This window comes from Arthrobacter sp. 05L45_2 (genome assembly GCF_056397525.1).
Genome location: NZ_JBFTNO010000159.1, coordinates 1 through 7,266, shown reverse-complemented (window position 1 = coordinate 7,266; position 7,266 = coordinate 1). Strand labels below are relative to the sequence as shown.

Here is a 7,266-nt window from a genome sequence, read left to right as displayed (position 1 = left end):
GTTTTTGGCCCGGACGACGTCGTAGGCCAGTTGCGCGGGCACCTTGCCGCGGAGCCGGTCGGCGAGGTGGTCCCGGGACGGCACCGGGGCAATGTAGGTGGGGGAGCGCTGCAGCATGGTCACCTTGGCCGCGGACTTCGCCATGGTCGGTACGAGGGTCACGGCGGTGGCTCCGCTGCCGATGACCACCACCTGCTTTCCGGTGTAGTCGAGGCCGGCCGGCCAGTGCTGCGGATGCACGATCGCTCCGGCGAAGCTGTCGGCCCCCTCGATGGCCGGGGTGAACCCCTCGTCGTAGCGGTAATAGCCCGAGCAGACCGACAGGAACGAACACGTGAAGGTAACGTTCTCCCCGGCGTCGGGAGCGGCGTCGGCACTGTATTCGCCGGCCGCCGTGCGGACGGCGGTCACCGTCCACAACGCCGTGTCACTGGACCAGTCCGCCGCGACAACCCGCGTGTTCAGGCGGATCTGCGGTTCGAGTCCCTCATCTGCGACGGTGGCGTGGATGTAGTCACGGATGGAGTCACCGTCGGCAATGGCTTTGGCGCCTGCCCACGGCCGGAAGGAGTAACCGAGTGTGTACATGTCGCTGTCAGAGCGGATGCCCGGGTACCGGAAGAGGTCCYAGGTACCGCCAACGGCGCCGCGTGATTCGAGCAGCATAAAGGTTTTCCCCGGAAGGTCACGCTTCAGCCGGCTGGCGAAACCCACGCCGCTCAGCCCTGCTCCGACAATCAACACATCCACGTGCTCGCTCATCCCGCCAAGGTATCGACTCACAGTCGAGAGAGTCAACACCGTGTTGATTGGGAGGGTTAGGATGGGCGCATGGCTCAACGAGGACGACGCAGCGCACGGGTCTCGGGGGACGAACGCCAGGACGGAATCCTCGTGACTGCCGAGGCTCTCCTAGGCGAAGGGTCCTTCGATGACGTCTCGATCGAGGACCTCGCCCGCGGGGCCGGGATCTCCCGGCCCACGTTCTACTTCTATTTCCCGGGCAAAGACGCCGTCCTGCTGGCCCTCCTGGACCGTGTCATCACCGAAGTGGAGCACCGGGTGGGGGGCCTGCCGCGGGACTTCGACAGTGACCCCGCCGGAGCATGGACCCGGTCCATCGGCATGTTCGTCGAGGTGTTCGTTGCCCACCGCGGGGTGGCCACCGCAGCCATCGCCGCTCGGGCACGCAACGAGGAAGTCCGTGAGCTCTGGTCCAGGTCGATGCAGTCGTGGGTCGACTACTCCAGCGGCGTGATCCGGTCCGAGCGGATGCGCGGCGCCGCTCCGGAGGGGATCGACGCCCACGACCTCGCGGTCAGCCTGAACCTGATGAACGAACGGGTGATCACCGCCGTCCTCAACCGGGAGACCCCTGCCATCACTGAGGCGCACGCCCTCGAGGTCCTATCAACCATCTGGATCCGCAGCATCTACGGGTCCGATACACCGGGCCGCTCCTAGCGCCCGGCCCCGAAAGGAAGAACCGTATGCCCCCGATCAAGACCCTGACCGTGCTCGGCACCGGAGTGCTCGGCTCACAAATCGCCTTCCAGGCAGCCTTCCACGGCTTCGCGGTGACAGCGTACGACGTCGACGACGCCGCCCTCGAGCTGGCCCGGGGCCGGTTCGCCAGGCTCGCCGGCATCTACCACGCCAGCATGCCCGGCGCGGAGGAGGGCCGGGCCGGGTCGGCCCTGGAAAGCCTCCGGCTCACCGCTGACCTGGCCGAGGCCGCAGCGGATGCCGACCTTGTTATCGAGGCAGTGCCCGAGCTGCTCGAGCTCAAACGCGGGCTCTACCGCCAGCTTGCCGGGCTCGCCCCGGACCGGACCATTTTCGCCACCAACTCCTCCACGCTGCTGCCCAGCGACCTGAAAGACTCCACCGGCCGCCCCGACCGATTCCTCGCCCTCCACTACGCCAACAACATCTGGGCGCAGAACATCGCGGAGGTGATGGGTACAGCCGAGACCGATCCGGCGGTGTTCAGCGCCGTCGTCGAGTTCGCCCGGAACAGCGGGCTGGAGCCAATCGAGATCAGGAAGGAGAAAGCCGGCTATGTGCTGAACTCGCTGCTGGTGCCGCTCCTGAACGCTGCCGCGGGATTGTTGTTGGAGGGTGTCGCGGACCCGCGGACCATCGACAAGACGTGGCGTATTGCCACCGGCGCCCCCAGCGGGCCGTTCCAGATTTTCGACGTCGTCGGCCTGGGCACCGCCTACAACATTGCCGCGTCGTCACCGGCGGCGGGATCGCAGGCGTTTGCCCGGCACCTGAAGGAGAACTACCTCGACGCCGGCAAACTCGGTGTCGCGACGGGCGAGGGCTTCTACAAGTACTAGGCCAGGACGGCCGCCGGGTCCGGCATGACTACTTCCCGTCGGTAAAGAGCTGCTGGGCCACGCCCATCGCGGCCATACCCTGGGGCCAGCCGGCATAAAGAGTGACGTGGGTGATGGCCTCGATGAGCTCCTCCTGGGTGACTCCGTTCTCAACGGCGCGTCCGAGGTGGAAGCCCAATTGCCCGGTGTTGCCGGCGGCGGTGAGCACGGCCACAGTGATCAGGCTGCGGTCCCGTGCGGAGAGTTCGGGGCGGTTCCAGACGTCCGCGAACAGGACGTCGTCGGTGAGTTCGGCGAGTTTCGGGGCGAAGTCGCCGAACATCTTGCGGCCGCCTCCCACCTGCAGGGGTTGTTCAGTCATGATGTTCCTTTCATGGGGTGCAGCGCGCGGGCTGCCGGTTGGGGGTTAGGTTTGGGGCTGCCGGCGTGTTCGACGGCGGTTCAGAGCCGGCGTGGAAATGCTGAACGGCGGCCGTACAAGGTGACCAGGAGGGCTGCCGCGCCCAGGCCGACCATCACCACCGGCAGCACCGAGCCGTCAAAAGGAACCAGCAGAACAGCGCCCAGAATACCGGCGCCGAAGATCGCGAGGTTGAAGGCAACCGGCAGGAATGAGTTGGCGACGTCTGCGTTCTCGCCGCCCGCCGTCGTCAGCGGTCCCTGCAGCTGCGGGGCCGCACCGCCAAAGGCGACTCCCCAGAGCGCCGCGGCGGTCAGGACGGCCGGGGCCGAACCGTGCCCGGCCAGCAGGATGATTCCGGCGCTGACAAACGCGGCGACACTCAGGTGCAGCAGCGGGCGCGGGTAGCGGTCCAGCAGGGCCCCGGTCAGCCCGACGCCGAGGACGGAGGCGATGCCGTAGACCAGCAGCACGAGGTCGGCGGTGAGGCCGGTGCCCCCGGAACGGAGATACGGGGCGATGTAGGTGTAAAGGGTGCTGTGGGCCAGCATCCAGACGACGATGACGGCCAGGATCAGGGCGACGCCGGGCAGCCGGAAGACGCGGCCCAGCGGAAGGCGGGTGGTGGCTGGCTGCCCGGGGGCATCCGGGACAAAGGCGATGATGAGCCCGACCACGGCGAGCGCCAGGACCGACAGAGCGCCAAAGGACCAGCGCCAGTCAGACGCCGTCCCGATCCAGGCGCCCAACGGCGTGCCGAACGCGAAGCCCAGCGGGGCTCCGGTGGAGACGATGGCCAGCGACAGGCCGGCGTTCCGCGGCGGGCTGATACGGCGGCCGTAAGCGGCCAGCATTCCCCAGATGACGCCGGAGAACGCGCCGGCCAGGAAACGGGAGACGAGGGACAACGCGACATCGGGGGAGAGCGCGGTGACAGTGTTGGCCACCACGAGTCCGGCGATGCCGGCGAGCAGCAGCGGCTTCCGCCGGAGACCCCGTGTCAGGGTGATCGCCGGGATGGTCGCGAGGACGGTGCCGAGGGCGTAGGCGCTGACCAGCAGGCCCACGGTTCCTTCGCTGGTGTGCAGGCCCGCAGCGATCACCGGCAGGAGGCCGGCCGGCATGGTCTCTGCGCTGATCAGGACGAAGCCCATCGCGGTCAGGAGGATCAGCGCCCCCAGCGGCAGGCGCGACGGGGCGGAAGGCGGTGTGGATGGTGCACTGACGGTGGCGGTGGTCATGGGTCTCCTGTGTGCGCTGTTTTCCGGGTCCAACCAGTCAAGCGCCGTTTCCGCGGGCGGGGGAGTCACTGCTGAGGGGTGTACCGGGAGGGGACCCCTTGTCCGGTCGCCGCGGCATAATCTTGAAGCATGGATAACCGGGCCGAAGTACGAGAGTTTCTGATGTCGCGGCGTGCCCGGCTCACCCCGGAAGAAGCGGGCCTCGCAGCCGGCGGCAACCGTCGGGTGGCCGGTCTGAGGCGCAGCGAAGTCGCCCTGCTGGCCGACGTCAGCGTGGAGTATTACGCGAAGCTCGAGCGCGGCTCGATCGCCGGCGCGTCGTCGTCGGTGCTGGAATCGCTCGCCCGTGCCCTCCGCCTCGACGACGCCGAGCACGCGCACCTGCTGCACCTGGCCCGTGCGGCGGACGGGATCCCTACGTCCGGCCGGCAGCGGAAGCGCTCCGGCCAGCAAACGGGTCCGCGCCTCAGCCTGCAATGGGCCCTGGACGCCGTGACCGACGGCGTCGCCTTTGTCCGGGACCCCTACCAGAACCTCTTGGCCACCAATGAGCTGGGGCGCGCCTTCTACTCGCCGGTGATCGGCGACGGCGGCCGCACCCCCAATCTGGCACGCTTCCAGTTCCTGGACCCGGCCTCGCGGGACTTCTATCCCGACTGGGAGCTGTTCAGCGAGATGTGCGTCGGCATCATGCGCGCCGAAGCCGGACGGGACCCGCACGACCGGACCATGCAGGACCTCGTCGGGGAACTCTCCACGCGGAGTGAAGTGTTCCGAGCGCTCTGGGGTGCCCACAATGTCCGCACCCACGGCTCGGGAACCAAGCGTTTCCAGCACCCGGTGGCCGGCGAGCTGATCCTCGCGTACGAGGAGCTGGCCATTACCGCCGAACCGGGCCAGGTGATGATGGTCTACACCGCGGAGCCGGGCTCGCCCTCGGCGGAAAGGCTCCGGCTGCTTGCAAGCTGGAGTGCCAGCGCGGACCCCGCGGCGGAGCGCCACCGCACCACGAGTTAACCCGTCAGGCCCCGGGCACCGCGGAGGGGCCGGCCGGGGCTGCCGCGAGGTAGGACAGGGCGGCGACAACGTGGGCCTGGACGCCCAGCGACAGCGTCGGATCCAGGACGGGCGCGAAGAAGGGCGAGTGGTTGGCCGGAATGTCCTGCGGCACGGTGCCCGCCGCGACGGCGGCCCGGTACCTCACGGGGTCCACCCCTCCGAGCAGCCAAAACGTGTACGGCACCCCGAAGGCGTCCGGGATGCGGCTGAAATCCTCCGAGGCGGTCTGCGGCGCGGCGCGCAGAACCGCGTCCGGACCAAAATGCGCGGCGAACGCGGCGCTCACCCGGGCAGTGACCGCGGCGTCGTTGCTGGTCAGCGGAAACTGGTCGTAGTACTCGAAGTCGGGCTCCCGGGGCGACCCGGCCGCAGCACACTCGCCCCGGGTGATCCGCTCAATCGCCGCCAGGACGGTGCGCCTGACCTGGTTGTCGTACGTGCGGATGTTCAGCAGGAGGACCGCGCGGTCCGGAATGATGTTCGACGTCGTCCCGGCGTTCAGGGCCCCTACGGTGACCACCGCGAAGTCCCCGGGTTTGGTCTCACGCGCCACCACGCTCTGCAGCCGCAGCACGATCGCGGCGGCCAGCACCACCGGGTCCACCGCCATGTGCGGCATGGACCCGTGGGCGCCCTTGCCGTGGACAGTAATCCTCAGCGAATCCCCGGCCGAGAGGACCGGCCCGGCCGTGGTGGCCAGGGTCCCGGCCGCTATCGGCATCACGTGCTGGGCCAGGGCGACGTCGGGCCGCGGCACGCGGGTGACCAGCCCGTCGTCGATCATGGCCTGGGAACCCGCGCCGATCTCTTCACCGGGCTGGAACAGTGCGACGTAAGTGCCCGACCACGCCCGGCGTCCGTCCGCCATCAGCTTCGCCGCTCCCAGCAGGGTGGCGACGTGGACGTCGTGGCCGCACGCATGCATGGTCCCGGGCACCTCCGAGGCATAGTCCAGTCCGGTGTCTTCGGTGACCGGCAGCGCGTCCATGTCTGCCCGGGCCAGCACGGTGGGGCCGTTCCCGTTTGCCAGGACGCCGACGACGCCGGTGCCGCCGCACCGGGTCACGGCGTACCCGAATGCGGTGAGTTTTTCCTCGACCAGCCCGGCCGTCTGGTGCTCCGCGAGGCTGAGCTCAGGCCGCCGGTGCACGGCCGTGTACGTTTCGCGGATCCAGCCGAGTTCCCGGTCCAGGTCCGCCAGAACCAGCTCCGAACTTTCCATGCGCCCGCGCTCCTTTGCGGTGGGGGCGCCCGGCCGTCCGGGCGCCGCTGGCACTGTCCACCCTAGACCCGAGGGCGGCACGTGCGCCTTGGAGGCTAGGAGGCCAACACCCCAAAAATTTGGCGTCGGGTCGCCCATATCCCATTTTCGCGGAGTAGCTTGGAAATTATGTTGACCGGATTCAAGAATTTCATCCTGAAGGGCAACGTCGTAGACCTTGCCGTCGCTGTCGTGATTGGTGCCGCTTTCGGTGCAGTGGTCACGGCCCTAGTCCAAAGCGTCCTCATGCCTTTTATCGCGGGCCTGACCGGAGCGCACAACTTTGACAGCTTCGCCGTTGTTACCCTCAACGGCAACGACATTAAATTCGGTGTCCTCCTCACGGCCATCGTCAATTTCCTGCTCGTGGCGGCGGCCATCTACTTCGTGGTGGTCGCGCCGATGAACCACATGATTGAACGCCGCAATCGCCGGCTCGGCATCAACACCGAAGTCAAGGACGAGGCGGCCGAAGACCCGCAGATCGCCCTGCTCACCGAGATCCGCGATGCCCTGCAGCAGGACCGCCGGGTCTAGCAGCGGCGCCGGCCCCGCAGGGTCCGGATACGGGCCCTGCGGGGCGGCGGGGTCCGGCAAAATTGATCCTGATTTTCCCGTCAATTATGGCCGGCTCTGCGATAGCCTAGCCGTCAGGGGTGCCGGGAATTTCCCGGTATCTGCGCAGTCCCTGGTCCGCCCCCGCGGTGGGAATGCGCATATTTCCGCATCGACGAAAGGAAATGAACATGGCTGTTTCCATTGAATTGGGCAAGGCACTCGATAAGGCCTACGAGAATGCCAGCCTCGAGGAAGTTCTCTCCGCGCCGCCCTCAGCCCTCGCGGGGCTGACGGAAAAGCACGACGAGCTTCTGGCCGGCCTCGGCATCAAGACCATTCGCGACCTGGGAAGCAACAAATACTTCGCCACAGCCGGTGTGCTTGTGGCACTGTCCGGCAAAG

General features: G+C 67.8%; 9 protein-coding genes. 5 read left to right on the top strand and 4 right to left on the bottom strand.

Annotation, left to right across the window (positions count from 1 at the left end; all coding sequences use genetic code 11):
- Positions 1-762: flavin-containing monooxygenase (locus tag AC1DHD_RS12140; protein WP_476879957.1), on the bottom strand; the 762-nt coding region annotated here is incomplete at its 3' end.
- 69 nt (positions 763-831) lie between these two features.
- Between AC1DHD_RS12140 and AC1DHD_RS12135 the strand changes: the two genes are divergently transcribed.
- A complete protein-coding gene (locus AC1DHD_RS12135) occupies positions 832-1,464 on the top strand; it encodes a TetR/AcrR family transcriptional regulator (protein ID WP_476879956.1) in 633 nt (210 codons plus the stop codon).
- Positions 1,465-1,490: 26 nt separating this feature from the next.
- Positions 1,491-2,345 (top strand): 3-hydroxyacyl-CoA dehydrogenase, encoded by an 855-nt coding sequence (locus AC1DHD_RS12130; protein ID WP_476879955.1) that lies wholly within the window; start codon positions 1,491-1,493, stop codon positions 2,343-2,345.
- A gap of 28 nt (positions 2,346-2,373) precedes the next feature.
- Here the strand turns inward: AC1DHD_RS12130 and AC1DHD_RS12125 are convergent, their stop codons facing one another.
- On the bottom strand, positions 2,374-2,706 hold the full coding sequence (locus AC1DHD_RS12125; RefSeq protein ID WP_476879954.1) for a carboxymuconolactone decarboxylase family protein: 333 nt from the start codon (positions 2,704-2,706) through the stop codon (positions 2,374-2,376).
- Positions 2,707-2,786: 80 nt separating this feature from the next.
- On the bottom strand, positions 2,787-3,986 hold the full coding sequence (locus AC1DHD_RS12120; RefSeq protein ID WP_476879953.1) for an MFS transporter: 1,200 nt from the start codon (positions 3,984-3,986) through the stop codon (positions 2,787-2,789).
- A 129-nt stretch (positions 3,987-4,115) separates the two neighbouring features.
- Here AC1DHD_RS12120 and AC1DHD_RS12115 point away from each other — a divergent pair, with 129 nt between their 5' ends.
- The gene (locus AC1DHD_RS12115; protein ID WP_476879952.1) at positions 4,116-5,003 is read left to right on the top strand and encodes a helix-turn-helix transcriptional regulator; all 888 of its coding nucleotides are present in this window, start codon (positions 4,116-4,118) and stop codon (positions 5,001-5,003) included.
- A gap of 4 nt (positions 5,004-5,007) precedes the next feature.
- Here the strand turns inward: AC1DHD_RS12115 and AC1DHD_RS12110 are convergent, their stop codons facing one another.
- The gene (locus tag AC1DHD_RS12110) at positions 5,008-6,267 is read right to left on the bottom strand and encodes an amidohydrolase (protein ID WP_476879951.1); all 1,260 of its coding nucleotides are present in this window, start codon (positions 6,265-6,267) and stop codon (positions 5,008-5,010) included.
- Positions 6,268-6,435: 168 nt separating this feature from the next.
- Here AC1DHD_RS12110 and mscL point away from each other — a divergent pair, with 168 nt between their 5' ends.
- Positions 6,436-6,843, top strand: a complete 408-nt coding sequence (mscL, locus tag AC1DHD_RS12105) for a large conductance mechanosensitive channel protein MscL (protein ID WP_476879950.1) — start codon at positions 6,436-6,438, stop codon at positions 6,841-6,843.
- 209 nt (positions 6,844-7,052) lie between these two features.
- Positions 7,053-7,266: hypothetical protein (locus AC1DHD_RS12100; protein ID WP_476879949.1), on the top strand; the 214-nt coding region annotated here is incomplete at its 3' end.

Excerpts from the sequence above, each read along its gene's own strand:
- AC1DHD_RS12135 (WP_476879956.1), top strand. The coding sequence starts at position 832 with ATGGCTCAACGAGGACGACGCAGCGCACGGGTCTCGGGGGACGAACGC.
- AC1DHD_RS12130 (WP_476879955.1), top strand. The coding sequence starts at position 1,491 with ATGCCCCCGATCAAGACCCTGACCGTGCTCGGCACCGGAGTGCTCGGC.
- AC1DHD_RS12125 (WP_476879954.1), bottom strand. The coding sequence starts at position 2,706 with ATGACTGAACAACCCCTGCAGGTGGGAGGCGGCCGCAAGATGTTCGGC.
- AC1DHD_RS12120 (WP_476879953.1), bottom strand. The coding sequence starts at position 3,986 with ATGACCACCGCCACCGTCAGTGCACCATCCACACCGCCTTCCGCCCCG.
- AC1DHD_RS12115 (WP_476879952.1), top strand. The coding sequence starts at position 4,116 with ATGGATAACCGGGCCGAAGTACGAGAGTTTCTGATGTCGCGGCGTGCC.
- AC1DHD_RS12110 (WP_476879951.1), bottom strand. The coding sequence starts at position 6,267 with ATGGAAAGTTCGGAGCTGGTTCTGGCGGACCTGGACCGGGAACTCGGC.
- mscL (WP_476879950.1), top strand. The coding sequence starts at position 6,436 with ATGTTGACCGGATTCAAGAATTTCATCCTGAAGGGCAACGTCGTAGAC.